Source organism: Mesorhizobium sp. WSM4904, from assembly GCF_029674545.1.
In the GTDB taxonomy this organism is placed as follows: domain Bacteria; phylum Pseudomonadota; class Alphaproteobacteria; order Rhizobiales; family Rhizobiaceae; genus Mesorhizobium.
Window position 1 is genome coordinate 2,514,506 of the sequence record NZ_CP121354.1, and the last position, 18,391, is coordinate 2,532,896.

The window sequence follows — 18,391 nt, forward strand, 5'->3', positions numbered from 1 at the left end:
TTGAGAAGATCAGCTCGATCATCGGCGCGCCTATTGGAGAACCAGGTCGGCCTGCAGGGCGCCGGCCGACTTGATGCCTTGCAGGATGGCGATGATGCCGTCGGGCTTCACGCCCAGATGGTTGAGGCCGGAAACGAGCGTTTCGAGATCGGGGCCGTCGAGGACGGCAACGCGCGCGTCGGGGCGTGTAGCCTCGATGGCGGTGAAGGGTTCGATCGCGGTTCGGCCCTTGGAGAAGGGTTCCGGCTGGACCACTTTCGGTGCCTCGGTGATGCGCACCGTGAGCGTGCCGTGGCTGATCGCCACGCGCGATATCTTGACGTTGTTGCCGATGACGATGGTGCCGGTGCGCTCGTCGATGACGACGCGGGCAGGGGCATCCGACTCGACGACCAGGTTCTCGATCTCGGCATAAAAGCGTGCGGCGGAGACGTTCTTCGGCCGCCTGATCTGCACGGTGCGGGCGTCGCGCTCGGCGGCGACGCGCATACCGAAGCGCTGCGATGTGTAGTCGTTGATGGCGTCGGCGATGCGGATGGCGGTCGAGAAATCCGGATTGCGCAATTGCAGCGTGAGCACGCCCTGGTCGTCGAACTCGGCGGGCACCGCGCGCTCGACGATGGCGCCGTTCGGCACGCGACCCGCTGTGGGCACGCCTTGCGTCAACTGCTCGGCCTGACCCTTGGCGACGAAGCCGCCCACGATGACCGAGCCTTGTCCTACGGCATAGATTTCGCCGTCGGCGGCCTTCAGCGGCGTCATCACCAGCGTGCCGCCGGCGAGCGAGGTGGCGTCACCCATCGAGGAGACGTCGATGTCGATGCGGGCACCCGACTGGACGAAGGGCGGCATGTTGGCGGTGACGATGACGGCGGCGACGTTCTTGGCGCGCGCGCTGCCGCCTTCGGTGGCGATGCCGAGATTTTCCAACATGGCGCGGATCGACTGTTCGGTGAACGGCGAGTTGCGCAGGCTGTCGCCGGTTCCGGCCAGGCCGATGACCAGGCCGTAGCCGACGAGCTGGTTGTCGCGCGCGCTCTGCAACTGGGCTATGTCCTTGATGCGGGCCGCGACCTGGCCGGGCGGCAATGTGCTCGGCCCCGTCGAGACGCGGAACATGCGCGTGGTGGTGGCCGGATCGTATTCAGGATCGTCGTAGACGCCGCCATTTTTCTGCGCAAGCTCGCGCTTGGCCTTGGGCGTCAGCCCGTCGGCCAGGGCAGGCTGAAGGCCGATGGCCGCGCTCATCAAAAGGGCGAAAGCGCGCATCACGATGCGCCGACCTTGATGGTGCCGTCGGCCATGACGATGCCGGAAATGATCTTGCCGCTGTCGATGTTGCGGACCTTGATGAGATCGCCGGCGGCGCCTGGCTGCAGGGTGACGCAGGCGGCCGAAATGGTCAGCGCGCCGGCGGTGAAATAGACCTGCACGGAGGCGCCCTGTTCGACCAGCCAGGCATCGCGAATGGCGGCTACCGGGATGTAGCGGCCGGGCAGCAGCGTGCGCTTGGCGACCTTGCCCTCCAGTTCCCCCGAGTGCGTCGCCATGCCGTCCGGCTTGTGCTTGCCCGGGACCAGCGTCACCTGCTTCAGTGCCGCAAGCTCGATGGTCTCGCCGGGGTAGATGACGCGGTTGGGGATCAGTACGGCCTCGCCGACCGCCTGACCGGCGGCGATCTGATTGGCCGACTGCGTCTGACTGGCCGATTCCTGCGCAAGCGCCGGCGTGCCGCCGGCCACCAGCGCGATGGCCAGCACGGCGCGGCGGAATGCGGGCCAGAGGATCGGCGTCGCCATCGTCGTTACCTGATGTTCTTGGAGACCACCGAGGCCATGTCGTCGGCGGCCTGGATGACCTTGGAGTTCATTTCATAGGCGCGCTGCGCCGAAATCAGCTCGGTGATTTCCTTGACCGGATCGACGTTGGAGGACTCCAGATAACCTTGCTCGATCGTGGCGAAGCCGGGATCGCCGGGAACGCCGACATTGGCCGGACCGGAAGCGGCGGTCTCCTGGAACAGGTTGTCGCCGAGCGGCGCCAGGCCCGCCTCATTGGCGAAGTTCGCGATCTGGAGCTGGCCGAGAAGCTGGAGGTTGGTCTGGCCGTCGATTCGGGCAAAGACCTGTCCGGTCTTGTTGACGATCACCTCGACCGCGTCGGTCGGCACGGTGATCGCCGGGATGACGCTGGCGCCGTCGACGGTGACGAGCTGCCCGGTGGCGTTGGTGTTGAAGGCGCCGGCGCGGGAATAGAGCGTGCCGCCGTCGGCGCCCTCGATCTGGAACCAGCCCCTGCCGGTCAGCGCCAGATCGAAGCTATTGCCGGTGCTGGTCAGCTCGCCCTGCGTGTGGACGTTGCGCACGGCGGTCGTCTTGACGCCAAGGCCGATCGAGACGCCCTCGGGCACCAGCGAGGTGTTGGAGCGATTGGGCACGCCCTGCGTGCGGTCGACCTGGTAGAGCAGGTCCGAGAATTCGGCCCGCGCCCGCTTGTAGCCGGTGGTGTTGATGTTGGCGATGTTGTTGGCGATGACTTCCAGATTGGTCTGCTGGGCGTTCATGCCGGTCGCGGCGATGGCAAGGGCTTTCATGTCGCGGTCCTAGATACTCATGCGGCTGATTTCGAGATAGGCCGAGACGACCTTGTCGCGGATGGCGATGGTCGTCTGCAGGGCCTGCTGAGCGCTCAGCACCGCATCGACCACCTGGCGGGTGTCGGCATCGCCCTTGAGCGCCTGGATCGACATCTGCTCGGCATTCTGCAGCGTGTTGACGGTCTTCGTCGCGGCGTGGCTGAGGATTTCGGCGAAGCTGCTGCCGACGCTCTCGCTCGCCTGTGTCCCGACACCGCCCTGAAGCAGGCCGGGCGAAGCGGCCTCCGCGCCGTCGATTGTCGGTTTGAACTGGAGTGCCCCGATACCGCCGATCATTACTGGTTCCTCATCAGGTCGATGGTCATGGAAATCAGATCGCGAGCCTGCTTGATGACCTGCAGGTTGGCCTCATAGGAGCGGTTCGCCTCGCTCATGTCCGCCATTTCGACCAGCACGTTGACGTTGGGCATCTTCACGTAGCCCTTTTCGTCGGCGGCTTCGTTGCCAGGCTGGAACTCGATCGGGAAGTCCGACGGGTCGCGCGCGATCGAGCTCACCTCGACCAGCGAACCGCCGCTGGCGCGGTCGAGCTCGGACTGGAAGGTGATCGTCTTGCGCCGATAGGGATCGGCGCCCGGCGTGTTGCCCGTCGACTGCGCGTTGGCGAGGTTTTCCGACACCACGCGCAGGCGCTCCGACTGGGCGCCAAGGCCGGATGCCGCGACTTTGAGGGCTGCGGTCAGCGCATCCATGGTCAGCTCTTCACCACCATCGTCATCATCGAATGGAAGGCTTTGACGATCGCCGTGTTGAGCTCGAAGGAGCGGCGCACTTCGCCGGCCTTCATCAACTCGTCCTCGACCACCACCGTGTTCTTCGACGGCATGATCGAGCCGGTGGGTTCCTCCGGCTTGACGTTGAAGCCCGCATTGGTCGTCGCGGCGCCGAGATGACCGGCCTGGGTAGCGGCCAGCGTCACCGCAGTGCGGTCGAGAACCTTTTCGAACGGCTCGACATCGTTTGCCGTGTAGCCCGGCGTGTTGGCATTGGCGATGTTGGATGCGATCGCCGACTGGCGCACGGCCAGCCATTGCGACTGCCGGGCGGCGAGGTCAAAGAGGTTGACGGGTTCCATGGGACTCTCCGGGCGAGTACGCACAAGACTAGGCCGCCAGTCTTGCGCGGACCTTGCGCGGAACGAGCCGGCGGCCCGTCGCGGCGCAATCACCTGGAAAGCTGGATCACCTTGTCGGCGTCGGTGACGATCACCCATTTGCCGCCGCGCTGCTCGATCGAGGCGACGCGACTGGAATCGGGCAGGACAGAGCCGCGCTGGACGATCCAGAGGCCGGTATCGTCCTCGATCATGGCGCGGCCGTTGGCGACATGCACCATCTTGAATTCCGCCGCCGCGGCCGGGAACGGCTGGTCGCCAGGCACCGGGGCGGGTTCGTCCTGCTGCACCGTTCCGGTGGCAAGCAGGTCGATATCGGCGTTGGGAACGTCCTTGGCCGTCAGCGGTGCGCTGGGTTCGGCCGCGACGCCGCCGCCCTCGCGACCGGAATTGCTGCCGCTGCCGCCAAACCTGATGGCCTGCACGCCGAACTGCTCCTGGTTGAAGAAGATGTACCAGGGAAACAGCGCGCAGATCAGGCCAAGCGTGATGCCGAGCGCGGCGACGACGAAGTCGCTGCGCCGGTCCGCCTTCCTGTCGGCCATGCGTGGGAACTGGGCCGGCGGCGGCTTCGGCCATTCCACCTTCGGGAACAGGCCGTTGATGAGCGAATCGCGGCTGGCTTCGGCCTCCTCGGCGGCCTTGGCCTCGGCGATCATCTCGCGCAGCAGGCGCTCCGTCTGCTGCAGCTCAGTCTCCTTGATCGCCATTTGGCTTCCCCTTGAGATGGCGGGCGAGGTCGGCGAACGGATCGGCCGAAGCGCGATCCCTCGGCGATTGGGTGAGCGCTTCGTAGATCAGCGGCACCTGGCGCACGGCGATGTCGAGCTCGGCGTCGGCGCCGCCCTGATAGGCGCCGAGCAGGCGGATGTCGCGTGTGTCCTCGAAGCGCGCGATCATCGACTTCAGCCTGGTCACCAGCAGGCGCTGCTCCGCGCTCCAGGCCTTGTCGGCGAGACGCGAGATCGACGACAGCGGATTGACCGGCGGGTAGCGCCCCTGCTCGGCGATCGCGCGATCAAGCACGACATGGCCGTCGAGGATGCCGCGCACCGAATCGGCCACTGGATCGTTGTGGTCGTCGCCGTCGACGAGAACCGAGATGATGGCGGTGATAGAACCTTTGCCCTCAGCGCCCGGGCCCGCGCGTTCGAGCAGCTTCGGCAAATCGGTGAAGACCGAGGCCGGGTAGCCGCGCGCTACCGGCGGCTCGCCGGTTCCGGTCGCCACCTCGCGCAGCGCATGGGCAAAGCGGGTGATGGAATCCAGCACCAGCAGCACGCGATGGCCCTGGTCGCGGAAATGCTCGGCCACACACATGGCGGTATCGGGCGCGCGCCGGCGCATCATGGCGCTTTCGTCGCTGGTGGCGACGACGGCAACGGTCTTGGCCATGCTGTCGGCGCCGATTGTGTCCTCGAGGAATTCGCGCACCTCGCGGCCGCGCTCGCCGATCAGCGCGACGACGACGGTGTCGAAAGCCTCGGCGCCGGCGAGCATGGCAAGCAGCGTCGACTTGCCGACGCCGGAGCCGGCGAAGATGCCGAGCCGCTGACCGAAGCAGAGCGGGGTGAAGATATCGATCACCCGCACGCCAGTGAGGAAGCCCGTGCCGACGCGCTGGCGGGCCATGGCGCCGGGCGTCTGTGTGTCGGTGCCATCGGCGGCATTGGGCCTGATCAGCGGCGGACCGCCGTCGATGACGCGGGTCAGCGCGTCGATGGCGCGCCCGCGCCAGGAAAGATGCGGCGTGACGGAAAGCGGGCCGCGCCGGAACACGGCATCGCCGATGCCGGCATCGGCATTGCGCTCGAACGGCGCCACGACGACCTCGTCGCGGCCTATTCTGACGATCTCGCCGCGGCGCGTGCCGGCCTTGCCGCGCTGCTCGACGATGTCGCCGAGCCTTGCGATGTCGGAGAGGCCGCGCACCTTGTAATGGGTGGGCGAAATCTCGACCACGCGGCCGCCGCGGCTGAGCAATGTCTGCGGATTGTCGAACCGCCGCCAGACGCGTTCGAGCGCCGCCAGCCGATCGGTCTGACCGGCCTCGGCAAACCTCTCTGGCGCGCGGAGCAGGGACGAGCCGGTCGCCATCTCGCTACTTCGAGCCGAGCGTCTTGATCGCGTCGTCGGTGGAGGAAGCGCTCTGCCGGATCAGCGCAGCGGTGTTCTCGAAGGCGCGCTGCACCTGGATCAGCCGTGTCATCTCCAGCACCGGATTGACGTTGGATTCTTCCAGGAAGCCTTGCGCGACGCCGACATCGGAACGATCCGTGACCGGTTCGGGGGCACGCGCGGGCACGATGCCAGAATTGCCGTAACGGACAAAATTGTCGCCGGGATCGAACTGATAGACACCGATGGCGCCGACAAGCTGGTCGTTCTGCCTGAGCGAGCCGTCGGCGCCGGCCTTTGGCGGGCCGTTGCGCGGATCGAGCTGGATCGGCGCGCCGCCGCCGTCCAGCACGGGATAGCCTTCGATCGACATCAGCTCGCCGTTCTCGTTCATGGAGAAGCGGCCGTCGCGGGTCATCACCGTTCCGGCCGGCGTCTCGATGGCGAACCATGCGTCGCCCTGGATAGCGAAGTCGAAAGGATTGCCGGTTTCGGTCAGCGAGCCGTGCGCGGTGGAAAGATAGGTCTTGCCCGAAGAGGCGAAGGAGACCGACTTCGGCCCGGTGCCGGAGACGACGTCCTCGAACTTTACGCCGGTGGCGCGAAAGCCGATGGTCGAGGCATTGGCGACATTGTCGGCGATGGTGTCGAGACGGCGCTCGAGCGCGATCTGCGAGGAGAGGGCAACGTAAAGACTGTCCTGCATGGTGTTCTCAGAACTTCAGCTTCTGCATGGCCATCATCAGGTCGGTGGAGATGCCCACCGTGAGCGGCTGCGCGAAGAGCACGCTGACCGATGTCACGGCCGTCGAGGTCGGGTTGTTGATCTCATACATGCTGGTGAAGCGGGTCAGGAACTTGCCGAGCTTCTCGGGATCGGTGAAATCCGAGATGTCGAGCTTCTGCTCGAACAGCTGCGCCTGCTTGTCGATGTCGGCCGTGGCAAAGGAATCGGGCAGGCCGAGCGCGGTGCGCACCACGCTGGCTAAAGCGGTGTCGGCGAGCACGTCGTACCAGCTGGTGATGTCCGGGGCCTTGCGCTCGAAATAAAGCGCCAGCCGGACGCCCTCGTTGGTCTTGCCGGCGTCTTCCTCCAGCGTCTGGCGCATGTATTTGTCGACCGTCGGCTGCTGGGCCGGAACGTAGGTGGTGGCGTTCTCGCCGTACTGCTCGAAGTTGAAGGCCGAGGCCAGCGCCGCATAGGCCGGGTTAGTCTGTTTGTTGGCGACGCTGTCGGGGTCGCGCACGCCGCCTTGCAGGACTTGCTTGATGAGATCCTTGTCTTCGGTCGCCGAATCGAGGCCGAAGGCCGCCAGCGCGTAGGTGTAGAGCCGGCTGTTGCCCATCAGATCGTCGACGGACTTCACCTTGGTGATGTTGGCCAGGTAGTAGGTCGTCTCGCCCTTCACATAGTCCGAATTCGGTTCGAGGCCGGCGATCTGCGCCTGGATGGCGTAGTTCTTCGTTACCAGCTGCTGCGCCTTGTTGTAGACGGTCGCATCGGCGCCATTGGCGGCGAAGTTGAAGGCGGCGACGAACTCGGCGTAGCGCTTGTCGGTGAGCTTGTTGGCGAAGCTGTTGGGATCGGAAACGCCTTCCTTCAGCGCCTTGACCATGAAGGCCTTGGCATAGTCCATGTCCTCCAGCCCGTAGGCCTTCATGGCGTATTTGAACAAGCGGTCGTTGTTGACGAAATCGTCGATCGATTTCACCTTGGTGATGTTGGCCAGATAATATTTGGTATCGCGATCGACCGTCGGCTGTTGCTCGATACGGTCGATCGACTTGTTGATCTCTTTCACGATCAACTGGTAGCTGGTGTAGGTATTGAGCAAAGGACACGCCTCCGGCCGAAGCTATCCCGGCACGATAAGCTGACTTCCTTGCGCGAAACTGAATCGCGTCCATGGGCTTCGATTCAAGCCTCACACAAGGCACGAGGACTATCCCTGATCCACGACGTGACATGCGGAAGGACCTGTCGTGGGTATTCTGATCGGACTTGTAGTGACGCTCGGCTGCGTTCTCGGCGGCTTCATGGCCATGGGCGGCCATCTGCACGTGCTGCTGCAGCCATGGGAAGCCGTCGTCATCTGCGGCGCGGCGCTCGGCACCTTCCTCGTCGCCAATCCGATGAAGACGGTCAAGGACACGGGCAAGGGCATTCTCGAAGCCTTCAAGCAGGCCGTGCCGAAGGAACGCGATTATCTCGAGACGCTGGGCGTCCTGCACAGCCTGATGCGCGAGTTGCGCTCGAAGTCGCGCAGCGAGGTCGAGGTGCATATCGACAATCCGGAAGAGTCCGCCATCTTCCAGGCTTTCCCGACCGTGCTCAAGAACCACGAGCTGACGCATTTCATCTGCGACTATTGCCGCATCATCATCATCGGCAACGCGCGCTCGCACGAGATCGAGGCGCTGATGGACGAGGAGATCCAGACGATCCGCACCGACAAGCTGAAGGCCTATCACGCGATGGTCGCGGTCGGCGACGGCCTGCCGGCGCTCGGCATCGTCGCCGCAGTGCTCGGCGTGGTGAAGGCGATGGGCGCGCTCGATCAATCGCCGGAAATCCTCGGCGGCCTGATCGGCGCGGCGCTGGTCGGAACCTTCCTCGGCATCTTCCTCTCCTATGCAGTGGTCGGTCCGGTCGCCACCAAGATCAAGACGGTGCGCGAGAAGAAGAATCGCCTCTACATCATCGTCAAGCAGACGCTGCTCGCCTATATGAACGGCGCCTTGCCGCAGGTCGCCATCGAGTTCGGCCGCAAGACCATCTCGTCCTATGAGCGCCCGACGATCGATGCCGTCGAGCAGAGTACGATGAACACGGGCAGCGCCGAGAAGAAGGCGGCCTGAGCATGCAGAATTTCAGCCAGGGCCGCCTGCCGTCATGACCAGTCCGGGCAGTCCGTCGCAAACCCGGGCCTTGATCATCGAGCGTCTCGTCGGCGACAGCGGCGAGGCCGCGCAGGTGATCGGCGTCGGTCGCGGCATGGCCGAACGCTCGCTGCCGCTGCTGCAGAAAGCCCTTTCCGGCGACCTTGGTGCGCCGGTCACGGTCGACCTGCAAGCGGTGGAAGTGGGTCGGGTGCCCGATGCGCGCATACGCGCCGGCGAAACCTTCGCCATGACCATCGTCTCCTCGCCGACCTCGGCCGACGCCATGACGCTGGTCATGGACGCGCCGGCGATCGCCGTCATGGTCAGCGCCCTGTTCGGCGGCGACCCGGACCAGCCGGTGGCGCCGATCGAGCGCGACCTGTCGCAGATCGAGACCGACGTCGCGACCAGCGTCTTCCAGGAGGTCGCGGTGGCGCTGAACGGATCGGACAGGCGCTCTCTAAACTTGCGCCTGCCGGTCCCCCGGGCGATGTCCGGCAACGAGGCAAGACGGCGTGTGCTGCGCGATGGCGCGGCGGTTCGCATCGTCTACGGCATCTCGACGCCGACCGACACCGGCACCGTGACGGTCATGATCCCGCAGCGCCTCCTTCTGGCGGCGCGCGGCGCCACCGCCAATACCGACGAGGACGGAACGACGGAGTTCGACTGGCGGGCGCGCTTCTCGGAAGAGGTTATGCGTTCGGCCGTGCGGCTCGAAGCCACCATGCCGCTCGCCCGGCTGACGCTCGGCGAACTCGCCGCCTTCCAGCCCGGCCAGGTGATCGAGTTCGAGGAGAACGCGCAGATCCAGGCCAAGCTCAGCGCGCGCGACAAGACGCTGTTTGTCTGCGAGTTCGGCAAGCTCGGGCAGAACTACACGGTCCGCATCCGGCATCCCCACGATGCCGGGCAGGATTTCATCGACGGGCTCATGCCGGGCTGAGGCCGGGCTTGGGATTATTGGAGACGAGGCATGGCAAAGACCAAGGTGGAAGCCGAACCAGAAGCCGACCAGCCGGACGAGCAGCTCGACCGTGCCATCGAGGAATTGCGCGGCGTGCTCCGGGAAGAGGAGAAGCGTCCGGACGCCGCTCTCCAGGCCGGCGCCAATTCCTCGATCATCATGACGATCCCGGTCGATGTACAGATCATTCTCGGCAGCACCGAAATGCCGGTGTCGGAGCTGATGGCGCTGCAGAAAGGCTCGACAGTGGCGCTCAACCGTCGCATCGGCGAGCCGGTCGACGTGGTGGTCAATGGCCGCAGAATCGCGCGCGGCGAGATTACCGTGCTGGAAAACGACCCGTCGCGCTTCGGCATCAGACTTACCGAGATCATAGCCGCGACGCAGAGCGCTTGAGGATGGACAGCGAGAGCATTCACCGGCAACGGAGCCAGGCACAATGACGTCGTTGACGCTGACGCGCCCGCAAAAGGCCGCCGCCATACTGGTGGCGATGGGCAAGCCTTCGGCCAGCCGGCTGCTCAAATTCTTCAAGCAGGAGGAGCTGAAGGCGCTGATCGAGGGCGCCCGGCTGCTGCGCACCATTCCGCAGAGCGACCTGGAGCGCATCGTCGCCGAGTTCGAGGCCGAGTTCACCGAGGGCGCCGGCCTGCTCGACTCCGCTGACAGGATGGACACGATCCTCAACGAGTCGCTCTCCCCCGAGGAAATGAGCGCCATCATGGGCGACAAGAAATTCGAGCCGACGCCGGAAGGGCCGCCGCCGATCTGGCCGGATCTCGAAAAGCTCGAGCCCGCGCGCCTCGGCACCTTCCTCACCGGCGAGCATCCGCAGACGTCCGCCATGGTGCTGTCGAAGCTCGCGCCGCAGACCGCGGCCAATGTGCTGCTGACGATGGAAAAGCCGATACGCAGCCAGATCATCAAGCGCATGGTGACGATGGCCAACATTCCCGACGCGGCAACAAGGATCGTCGAAAACCAGCTGCGCGTCAGCGTGCTTTCGCAAAAGGCGAGCAGGGACACGTCGGTCGGCCAGGAGCGCGTCGCCAGCGTGCTCAACGAAATGGCCAAGCCCGAGCTCGACGAACTCATGCAGGATCTGGAGGAGGCCGGAACGCCCGACCTTGCCGGCGTCAAGTCGCGGCTGTTCGCCTTCGACGATCTGCCGCTGCTCACCCAGAAGGCGCGCGTGCTTCTGTTCGACGGGCTGTCGACCGAGCTGGTCACGCTCGCGCTGCGCGGCGCGTCGGCGGAGCTTACCGAATCCGTGCTGTCGGCAATCGGCGCGCGCTCGCGCCGCATGATCGAATCCGAGCTCGGACAGGGATCGGAAGGCATCGCGCTCACCGACATCATGAGCGCGCGCAAGACGATCGCAGTGGCGACGATCCGGCTGTCGCGGCAGGGAGCGTTCGAGCTTCCCGCCACGCAGACCGCCGCCGAAGCCGCCTGACGATAGCAATCCGGTCAGAGCACCATGGCTGAAGCGGTCGACAAGGATTCCAAAACCGAGGAAGCCACAGAAAAGAAGATCCGCGACACGATCGAGCAGGGCAAGCTGCCCCACTCGCGCGAAACGGCGATCTTTGCTTCCTTCCTTGCCATACTGGTGTTCACCGTCTTCTACGCCAAGGACGCCATCGTAAACCTCGGCATGTTCCTCGCGATGTTCCTGGAAAAGCCGGAGGCGTGGCCGATGGACACCGAGACCGATGTCATCACGCTCTACCGGCAGGTCCTGGTCGAGATCGGCCGTGCCGTCGTCAGCCTGCTGGTGCTCCTGGTGGTCGCCGGCGTCGGCGCTTCGGTGTTCCAGAACATACCGCAATTCGTCGGCGAGCGGATCAGGCCGCAACTGTCGCGCATTTCGATCGCCAAGGGCTGGAGCCGCCTGTTCGGCGCGCAGGGCTTCGTCGAATTCGCCAAGTCGCTCGCCAAGCTCGCCTTCGCCATCGCAGTGCTCACCTTCACGCTGTCGGAGGATCACCGCAGGCTGCTCGCCGGCATGATCACCAACCCGGTGTCGTTCGGCATGGTCATCCGCAGCATCTTCGTCGACATACTGGTGGCGATCGTCTTCGTCATGGGACTGATCGCGGTCGCCGACATCGTCTGGTCGCGCTTCCATTGGCGGCGCGATCTGCGCATGACCAAGCAGGAAGTGAAGGACGAGCTGAAGCAGTCGGAGGGCGATCCGATCGTGAAGTCGCGCCTGCGCTCGCTGGCGCGCGACCGGGCACGGCGGCGCATGATGACGGCGGTGCCGCGCGCGACGCTCGTCATCGCCAATCCGACGCACTATTCCATCGCGCTGAAATATGTACGCGAGGAGGATTCCGCCCCGGTCGTGCTCGCCAAGGGTCAGGATCTGGTGGCGCTGAAGATCCGCGAGATCGCCAGGGAGCACAACATCCCGATCTTCGAAGACGTTGCGCTTGCCCGCTCCATGTACAAGCAAGTTTCGGTTGATAGCGTGATCCCATCACAATTCTACCAGGCCGTCGCCGAGCTGGTGCGGATCGTCTACTCGAAGAAGGCCGAGCGAAAAGCAACCCAATGAACGGACGCTGCCAGTAATCCATGAACCGGCAACCACACGCCAATTCACGCGAGCAGATCGTCGCCAGCGCCATCCAGGACGTGGTCGGCGAGTTGCGTCTGATCGAGGTCGCCGACTACATCGCCTTCATCCGGCTGGAGCATTTCGCCTGCCTGTCGGACCTGGTGGACTCGGCTGCGGAACTCTACTTCCAGGCGGGCACGCTGCGGCTTGGCCATGGCGGCGAAGCGCATGTCGACTGGAGCGGCAGCCCGCGCATCGTGCTGGATCTAGAGCTCCGGCCGCGCGGCGTCACCGTCTATTTCCAGCTGACGCTGACCGAGCACGGGGCGTCCGTGGTCGTCAACTACGTGTCCTTCGAGAAGCCGGGCGAGACGCCGGAGCACAACACCGCCCTGCTCGAGGACGCGATCGACCAGGCGCGCATCCGCCGGACCGAACCGCTCGCTCATCTTTGAGAATAGATCGAAGAGCGCGGACGCTTGGCCCTGGCGGGCTACTCGATCAGACCGAGACGCAGCGCCTTGGCGACCGCCTGGTTGCGGTTGACCGCATTGAGCTTCTGCGTCGACTGGGTGAGATACTGGTTGGCCGTGTGCACCGACAGTTTCAGGAGTTTCGCGATCTCTTCGCTGGTGTTGCCGTTGGCGGTCAGCTTCAGGCATTCGAGCTCGCGCTTGGAGATCGCGCGGGTCCTGCCGGTTTCGCCTGGGCGGATGCGCGCGACCGCCGCGAACAGCGCAAAGCAGCGCGCGTGGATTTCACAAAGCGTGTCGTCTGATAGCGCGATATCCGGACCCAGGAAGACCACCAGCCCGCATTGGCCGCGATCGGCATGCACCGGAAAGGCGATGCCGTTGGTGCCGGGCGCGAGCGGCGCGGCCGGCTCGCACCACGTCAGGCTCTCCAGCGTCTGGCGCGAGCCGGCGATGTCGTCATCGGTCCACCAGCGCGGCGTCGTCGAGATGCGGCTGTGGCGCACCATCTCCTCGCCACTGGCGCCCGAGATGAATTTGGTCGCGACGGAGGTCGACGGGTAGTCGGAATCGAAGCAGGCGACCAGGCGCGCGCGCTCCAGCGACGGACTGACGAAGAACAGCCCGAAGCCGGAAGCGTTGATGTCGACGGCAATCCAGCGGCAGCGGCGCACCGCGTCCGGGATGGTCACCGCGTGATGCGTCTCCGAACCGAGCGAGAAGGCGCCGAACGGATTGCGCTGTTCGTTGAAAAGGGCGGCCGCGGCCTCCTTGATTTGCGCGTGCTTCAAATGATGCCGCTCCTGATCGCCGTCGCAATCGCCATCGCGCGGTTGCTGGCCGCGAACTTCTGGATGGCATGCGTGATGTAGCTGTTGACGGTGTTCGACGAGACGCCAAGGATCAGGGCCACCTCGTCGGTGGTCTTGCCTTCCGACACCCAGAACAGGCATTCGCGCTCACGATCCGAGAGCGGATCCTGCATCGATGCGGCAGCGATCAATTGCGGGATGCCGGACAGCGCGTAGCAGCATTTGAGCTGCGCCTTCATCAGGGCGGTCAAGTCGATCTTGCCGGGCTCGGCGGCGGAAAACAGCACGAACAGGCGCTGGCGGCCGACATTCAACCTCAGCGAATAGATTTCGGCATGACCGAGCACATCGAGCAGCTTGGCTTCCTCGCCGGTCAGCAGCGCGCCGGCATCGGGCGCGTGGGCGGCGACCAAGGGCCTGGGGCGCACGCCCGGTGGCGCCGTCAGCGGTCCCAGCGCAAGGTTGGCGATCAGCCTCTTGCCGATCAGCTCGATGGCGTCGAAGATCCAGTTCGACGACACGATGCGCGCGTCGTTGCGGTCCTGGTCGTGCACGATGGCGACCAGCATGTAGCTGTCGGCGCCGATGTCGGCGGCAAGCTGCATGAAGAAGCTGGTGAGATCGCCGCGGGACGCCAGGCGCGAGCCTGATGCGTCGGATTGAAGAAGCGCGGCGGGATTGCTCATCTTGATATTCTGGCCGGAATCGATCCCTGTGCCCGGTGCTGGCAAAAGCCAACGGCCGGACCCGAAACGCGTCACGTTCACGAAGACACACTCGATGGCGCGCACAGCACCCAATCGAGCCGAATCCTTTCAGGGAACGCGCAGCCATCCGCGTCAGGTACCGGCCGGATGCCGGAACTTGAGACTTTGGGTGATCGCCGCGCCCCCCGTGGACCGGCTGATTCGGGTCTAATCTACCCGCAGATGAATCCGACATCAAACGCGATTTGACAAAATCGAATCTGGTGGACTCGTGTTGCGACTCAGTGGCCGCTCTTCGCGTTACTTTGCGAGTTGAATTGAGCCGATGATTTCCCGGCAAGGTCGCAAAAAATACGCCCCCGGTTGCCTCCCGGGGGCGTATGTCCGTTCGGCTGGATGCGGCTCAGCGATCCTCGAAGCCGGTCAGCACGCCGATGGCATTGATGCCGATCTCTTCCACCGCGTAGCCGCCTTCCATGACGAACAGCGTCGGCAGGCCGAGCTCGGCGATGCGGCGGCCGATCTTGGGGTAATCGACGCTCTTCAGCTTGAACTGGCTGATCGGGTCCTTCTCGAAGGTGTCGACGCCGAGCGACACCACTACGACGTCCGGGGCATAGGCGGCAAGCCTGGCGCAGGCGTCTTCGAGTGAGGCGCTCCAGCCGTCCCAGTCGGTGCCGAAGGGCATCGGATAGTTGACGTTGAAACCTTCGCCCTCGCCCTCGCCGCGCTCGTCGGCATGGCCGAGGAAGAAGGGGTATTCGACCATCGGGTCGCCATGCAGGTTGAGCACCTGGACGTCGCCGCGCCGATAGAAGATCTCCTGCGTGCCGTTGCCGTGATGGTAGTCGACATCGAGGATGGAGACACGGCTTGCGCCCTGATCGCGGAACCATTGCGCGACGACGGCGGCGTTGTTGATGAAGCAGTAGCCGCCCATGAAGGCGGCGCCGGCGTGGTGGCCGGGCGGACGGCAGAGCGCGAAGGCCGTCCGCTCGCCGCCCTTCACCAGTGCCGCCGCCGTCAGCGCGACGTCGTAGGACGACTTGATCGCCGCCCAGGTGCCTTCGACGAAGGTGGCGCCGGCATCGAAGGAATAGTAGCCGAGCAGGGCGTCGATGCGCTTCGGCGGCACGTCGCCGCGCAAGCCGCGCGTCGGCCAGGTGAAGCCCATGGCCGAGCCCGTGAAACCGGCGGCGATCCATTCCGGCCAGACCGTCGGCAGGAAATCGATGTATCGCGCGTCATGGACCCGCTTGGCTGCGGCGAGGTCGTGCTCGACCGGCCCGATGATCGGCCCAAGCTTCTCGCTTTCCACCCGCGCCTTGATGAATTCGGCCCGCGACGGCTTCTCGAAACCCGGCACGATGGCCGAGGTGACCAGTTCCATCTGTCCCGAATGACCGGCGTGGAGAGGCGAAAAGACAGTCTTCATAGAATTCCCCTGGAAGTGCGAAAAATCAGTTGGAAATGCGAAATCAGTCGAGGTTGAGATAGGGGTTCACGAGAGCCAGCCACATGGCTTCCACATCGTCCTCGATGAGGTCGAATGTCTTGCGGTCTCTCTTCAGTCCGACAAGCCTGCAGGCGTGCCCGACCTCCATCATCACAAGGCCCAACCGTTTGGCGGTCTTTTCTTCAAGGGCCGGGTTCACATGCTGCAACCAGGCTGCGTAGAGCGCGATGATCTCTTTGTCATATTCGTCCTGGATCGGCCTGAGGTCGGCGTTGCCGGATATGGCCTCGATCACCGGCATCAGCGTGACGTTGTCCAGATACAGCCTCGACGTGTCGATGAAGAGCTTGCGCACTTCGCGCCGAAACTCGTCACGGTTAGTTGGCCGGGGGACGTTGATGCGCTTCCGGATGACCTCAGGAAAAGATGACAGCCAGCGCCGGGCCAGATCCAGAAGAATGGCTTCCTTGTTGGGAAAGTACTGATAGACCGAACCGACCGACAGCCCCGCGCGCTGCGCGATGGCAAGCGTCGTCGGTGTCCTGGTTCCCTGTTCCCGCGTCAGGATCAGCGCCGCGTCGAGAATCCTGTCGACCACCTTGCTCGACCGTTTTTGCCGCGGCTGCTTGCGCGGTTCGAGCGCTATCCTGGTCTTGCGGTCGAGACTGCGCTTCACTTTTCGGTCCCCTGGTTCCCCGCCAGGCCTCAACACAGACGTGGGGTGCTGTCCACTATACATTCCAAATTCCGGCAGTTGACAAACGCGAATAAACAGTCGCATTCTTTATCCACGCTGTCTTCAACGATAACAAGGGGAATTTCGAAGGCGCGCACCGGCATCAGCTTTTGTCCCATGGCGCCGCTCCGATGGAGCGGCAGGTCGCTGGACTTGGCGCTGTCGGCAGCAAAATGTGGAGTCGCGATGTCGGTTGCGGGTGGTGGTGCGGATCTCATGGTCGTCAACGGCCATGTGCTGACCATGGACGAGGACAATCCCGTCGCCGAGGCCGTTGCCGTCAAGGACGGCACCATCGTCGCCATCGGTAGCCGGGCCGCTGTCGAACAGCTCAAGGGACCGGCAACAAAGGTCATCGACGCCAAGGACGGCTCCGTCCTGCCTGGTTTCATCGAAGCCCACATGCATCTGTTTTCAGGTGCGGCCGAGCTTGCCCATTTGCAGCTCGCCGGCGTCCACGGCTTCGAAGCGCTGCAAAGCGCGATCCGCGATCACGCGCAGACGCGTCCCGATGCCAAGATGCTGGTCGGGCAGGGTGTCGACTACACCGTTCTCGGCAGCGAGCGGGTGACGCGTCACCATCTCGATGCGATTGTGCCGGACCGGCCTTTTGCCATGGCCGCTCCCGACCACCACACGATGTGGGCCAACACCATGGCCTTGGAGATGGCGGGGATTTTGCAGGGGCGGCGGCTCGGCCCGGGCAACGAAATCGTCATGGGGGATGACGGCCTGGCCACCGGCGAATTGCGCGAGGGCGAAGCGTTCGGCCCGGTGCTCGACCTTGCCGGCGAAAGCCGTGTACGGCTGGGGCTGGCGACCGGCGGTGAGCCGGATCCGACGCCGTCAGCGGAAGAACGTGCCGCCGATCGCGATATCATGCGGCGCGGACTTGCCTGGTGCGCGCGCCACGGCATCACCTCCATCCAGAACATGGATGGCAACCTCTACCAGCTCGAACTGCTGGCCGAGATCAAGGCCGAGGAGGGCCTGGCTTGCCGCGTGCAGGTCCCGTTCCACTACAAGAATTTCATGACGCTCGACATGCTCGACAAGGCGTCAGTCATGGCCGAGCGCTACGATGGCGAATGGCTGTCGTCGGGCATCGTCAAGGTGTTCTATGACGGCGTGCTCGATTCCTGGACGGCTGTCATGATCGAGCCCTATGCCGACCGTCCGGACTGGGTAGGGGAGCCGCTTTTCACGCCGCAGCAGTTCATCGACCTTGCGGTCGCCATCGACAAGCGCGGCCTGCAAATCGCGGTGCATTCGATCGGCGACGGCGCCGTGCGCGCGGTGCTCGATGGTTATGAGGCGGCCGAGAAGGCCAACGGCAGGCGCGACAGCCGGCATCGGGTCGAGCACATCGAGGTGATCACCGCTGCCGACGTGCCGCGCTTCCAGAAGCTCGGCGTCATCGCCTCGATGCAGCCGCCGCATCCGCCGGGCGCCATGGGCTTTCCTTTGGAGCCGACGGTGTCGCGCATTGGCGCCCCCCGCTGGCCGCTAAGCTATGCCTGGCGGACGCTGAAGAACGCCGGCGCGCGCATCGTCTTCGCCTCGGACTGGCCGGTATCGCCGATCGATCCGATCCTGGGCATTCAGGCGGCAGTGCTGCGCAAGCCCTGGGCGGAGACCGATCCTGACCAGAGCTTCTCGCTGTATGAGTCGATTGCCGCCTACACCGTCGAGGGCGCCTATGCCGAGTTCATGGAACATCGCAAGGGCAGGCTGAAGACCGGACATCTCGCCGATATCGTGGTTTTGTCGGCTGACATCGAGGCGACGGCGCCGGAGGCGCTGCACACGGTGCGGCCAGTGACCACGATCTGCGGCGGAAAGGTCACTTACCAAACCTAAGCATGGCCAAACCCGAGGTTGTGGCATGGGAATTGCGTCAAAA

21 protein-coding genes are annotated in these 18,391 nt (G+C 64.6%); 7 read left to right on the forward strand and 14 right to left on the reverse strand.

Annotated elements, in window-relative coordinates; translation table 11 throughout:
• Positions 1–30: 30 nt before the first annotated feature.
• The 10 genes from QAZ47_RS11995 to QAZ47_RS12040 all read right to left on the reverse strand — a co-directional run bounded on the left by QAZ47_RS11995 (position 31) and on the right by QAZ47_RS12040 (position 7,723).
• Positions 31–1,119 (reverse strand): flagellar basal body P-ring protein FlgI, encoded by a 1,089-nt coding sequence (locus QAZ47_RS11995; protein ID WP_278233797.1) that lies wholly within the window; start codon positions 1,117–1,119, stop codon positions 31–33.
• A gap of 149 nt (positions 1,120–1,268) precedes the next feature.
• A complete protein-coding gene (gene flgA / locus QAZ47_RS12000; protein WP_278206947.1) occupies positions 1,269–1,799 on the reverse strand; it encodes a flagellar basal body P-ring formation chaperone FlgA in 531 nt (176 codons plus the stop codon).
• A 5-nt stretch (positions 1,800–1,804) separates the two neighbouring features.
• Positions 1,805–2,593, reverse strand: a complete 789-nt coding sequence (flgG, locus tag QAZ47_RS12005) for a flagellar basal-body rod protein FlgG (protein ID WP_278074482.1) — start codon at positions 2,591–2,593, stop codon at positions 1,805–1,807.
• 9 nt (positions 2,594–2,602) lie between these two features.
• Positions 2,603–2,932, reverse strand: coding sequence for a flagellar hook-basal body complex protein FliE (locus QAZ47_RS12010; RefSeq protein ID WP_278233375.1), 330 nt, complete (start codon positions 2,930–2,932; stop codon positions 2,603–2,605).
• The gene (gene flgC, locus QAZ47_RS12015; RefSeq protein WP_278074480.1) at positions 2,932–3,348 is read right to left on the reverse strand and encodes a flagellar basal body rod protein FlgC; all 417 of its coding nucleotides are present in this window, start codon (positions 3,346–3,348) and stop codon (positions 2,932–2,934) included. The genes QAZ47_RS12010 and flgC overlap by 1 nt, the downstream gene beginning before the upstream one ends.
• 2 nt (positions 3,349–3,350) lie before the next feature.
• Positions 3,351–3,731, reverse strand: coding sequence for a flagellar basal body rod protein FlgB (gene flgB / locus QAZ47_RS12020; protein WP_278233376.1), 381 nt, complete (start codon positions 3,729–3,731; stop codon positions 3,351–3,353).
• Positions 3,732–3,820: 89 nt separating this feature from the next.
• Complete coding sequence (locus tag QAZ47_RS12025; RefSeq protein ID WP_278233377.1) at positions 3,821–4,480, reverse strand: hypothetical protein; 660 nt, start codon at positions 4,478–4,480, stop codon at positions 3,821–3,823.
• A complete protein-coding gene (gene fliI / locus QAZ47_RS12030) occupies positions 4,461–5,867 on the reverse strand; it encodes a flagellar protein export ATPase FliI (protein ID WP_278233378.1) in 1,407 nt (468 codons plus the stop codon). Before fliI ends, QAZ47_RS12025 begins: the two co-directional genes overlap by 20 nt.
• A 4-nt stretch (positions 5,868–5,871) precedes the next feature.
• Entirely contained in the window at positions 5,872–6,594 is a 723-nt protein-coding gene (gene flgF / locus QAZ47_RS12035; protein ID WP_278074476.1) for a flagellar basal-body rod protein FlgF, read from the reverse strand.
• A 7-nt stretch (positions 6,595–6,601) separates the two neighbouring features.
• Positions 6,602–7,723, reverse strand: coding sequence for a DUF1217 domain-containing protein (locus QAZ47_RS12040; protein ID WP_278233379.1), 1,122 nt, complete (start codon positions 7,721–7,723; stop codon positions 6,602–6,604).
• A gap of 148 nt (positions 7,724–7,871) precedes the next feature.
• Here QAZ47_RS12040 and motA point away from each other — a divergent pair, with 148 nt between their 5' ends.
• Genes motA through QAZ47_RS12070 form a run of 6 tightly spaced genes read left to right on the forward strand, consistent with a single transcriptional unit; the run spans position 7,872 to position 12,759 of the window.
• On the forward strand, positions 7,872–8,747 hold the full coding sequence (gene motA, locus QAZ47_RS12045; protein ID WP_278233380.1) for a flagellar motor stator protein MotA: 876 nt from the start codon (positions 7,872–7,874) through the stop codon (positions 8,745–8,747).
• Between the two features lie 34 nt (positions 8,748–8,781).
• The gene (locus QAZ47_RS12050; protein WP_347405179.1) at positions 8,782–9,717 is read left to right on the forward strand and encodes a FliM/FliN family flagellar motor switch protein; all 936 of its coding nucleotides are present in this window, start codon (positions 8,782–8,784) and stop codon (positions 9,715–9,717) included.
• Between the two features lie 30 nt (positions 9,718–9,747).
• On the forward strand, positions 9,748–10,134 hold the full coding sequence (fliN, locus tag QAZ47_RS12055) for a flagellar motor switch protein FliN (protein WP_278074472.1): 387 nt from the start codon (positions 9,748–9,750) through the stop codon (positions 10,132–10,134).
• A 43-nt stretch (positions 10,135–10,177) separates the two neighbouring features.
• Positions 10,178–11,194 (forward strand): flagellar motor switch protein FliG, encoded by a 1,017-nt coding sequence (locus QAZ47_RS12060; protein ID WP_278233381.1) that lies wholly within the window; start codon positions 10,178–10,180, stop codon positions 11,192–11,194.
• Between the two features lie 24 nt (positions 11,195–11,218).
• The gene (gene flhB / locus QAZ47_RS12065; protein ID WP_278206956.1) at positions 11,219–12,301 is read left to right on the forward strand and encodes a flagellar biosynthesis protein FlhB; all 1,083 of its coding nucleotides are present in this window, start codon (positions 11,219–11,221) and stop codon (positions 12,299–12,301) included.
• A 20-nt stretch (positions 12,302–12,321) separates the two neighbouring features.
• Entirely contained in the window at positions 12,322–12,759 is a 438-nt protein-coding gene (locus QAZ47_RS12070) for a hypothetical protein (RefSeq protein ID WP_278233382.1), read from the forward strand.
• Between the two features lie 38 nt (positions 12,760–12,797).
• Here the strand turns inward: QAZ47_RS12070 and QAZ47_RS12075 are convergent, their stop codons facing one another.
• From QAZ47_RS12075 to QAZ47_RS12090, 4 genes are all read right to left on the reverse strand, one after another.
• Positions 12,798–13,568, reverse strand: coding sequence for a LuxR C-terminal-related transcriptional regulator (locus tag QAZ47_RS12075; RefSeq protein WP_278233383.1), 771 nt, complete (start codon positions 13,566–13,568; stop codon positions 12,798–12,800).
• The gene (locus QAZ47_RS12080) at positions 13,565–14,275 is read right to left on the reverse strand and encodes a LuxR family transcriptional regulator (protein WP_278233384.1); all 711 of its coding nucleotides are present in this window, start codon (positions 14,273–14,275) and stop codon (positions 13,565–13,567) included. The genes QAZ47_RS12075 and QAZ47_RS12080 overlap by 4 nt, the downstream gene beginning before the upstream one ends.
• Positions 14,276–14,699: 424 nt before the next feature.
• Positions 14,700–15,731 (reverse strand): histone deacetylase family protein, encoded by a 1,032-nt coding sequence (locus QAZ47_RS12085; protein ID WP_278233385.1) that lies wholly within the window; start codon positions 15,729–15,731, stop codon positions 14,700–14,702.
• Positions 15,732–15,774: 43 nt separating this feature from the next.
• The gene (locus tag QAZ47_RS12090) at positions 15,775–16,428 is read right to left on the reverse strand and encodes a TetR/AcrR family transcriptional regulator (protein WP_278233386.1); all 654 of its coding nucleotides are present in this window, start codon (positions 16,426–16,428) and stop codon (positions 15,775–15,777) included.
• A gap of 246 nt (positions 16,429–16,674) precedes the next feature.
• Between QAZ47_RS12090 and QAZ47_RS12095 the strand changes: the two genes are divergently transcribed.
• A complete protein-coding gene (locus QAZ47_RS12095; protein ID WP_278233387.1) occupies positions 16,675–18,348 on the forward strand; it encodes an amidohydrolase in 1,674 nt (557 codons plus the stop codon).
• Positions 18,349–18,391: the final 43 nt, after the last annotated feature.